Origin of the sequence: Methylobacterium platani, assembly GCF_001653715.1 — a bacterium.
In the GTDB taxonomy this organism is placed as follows: Bacteria; Pseudomonadota; Alphaproteobacteria; order Rhizobiales; family Beijerinckiaceae; genus Methylobacterium; species Methylobacterium platani.
Genome location: NZ_LWHQ01000051.1, coordinates 1 through 396 on the forward strand (window position 1 = coordinate 1; position 396 = coordinate 396).

The 396-nt window shown below is 78.3% G+C and carries 1 protein-coding gene; it reads left to right on the forward strand.

The window, feature by feature from the left end; translation table 11 throughout:
- Window positions 1–278: DUF1501 domain-containing protein (locus tag A5481_RS24805; RefSeq protein WP_156655649.1), on the forward strand; the 278-nt coding region annotated here is incomplete at its 5' end.
- Window positions 279–396 lie beyond the last annotated feature (118 nt).

A 396-nucleotide genomic window follows, 5' to 3' on the forward strand; every position in this document is an offset into this window, starting at 1 on the left:
CCGCCCGGGTCAACGGCACCACCGGCACCGACCACGGCACCGGCACGGTGGCGTTCCTCCTCGGCGGCGCGGTGCGCGGCGGCCGGGTGCTGGCCGACTGGCCCGGCCTCGGCCCCGCGCAGCTGCGCGAGGGCCGCGACCTCGCCCCCACCATCGACGTGCGGGCGGTCGCGAAGGGCCTGGCGGCCGACCTGTTCGGCCTCTCCCCGGCGGTGCTCGCCGGCCGCGTCTTCCCGGGCAGCGAGGGGCTGCGGCCGGTGAGCGGGCTGGTGGCATAGGCGCTCCGGCCCGGGCGTTCCGGTACTCCCCTGGTGAATCCTGTGCATGCGACAGCCGCGCCCGGACCCGTCGCAGCCCCGGAGCGTTTCCCGCACCGGACACAAGGAGCGGGGGCCG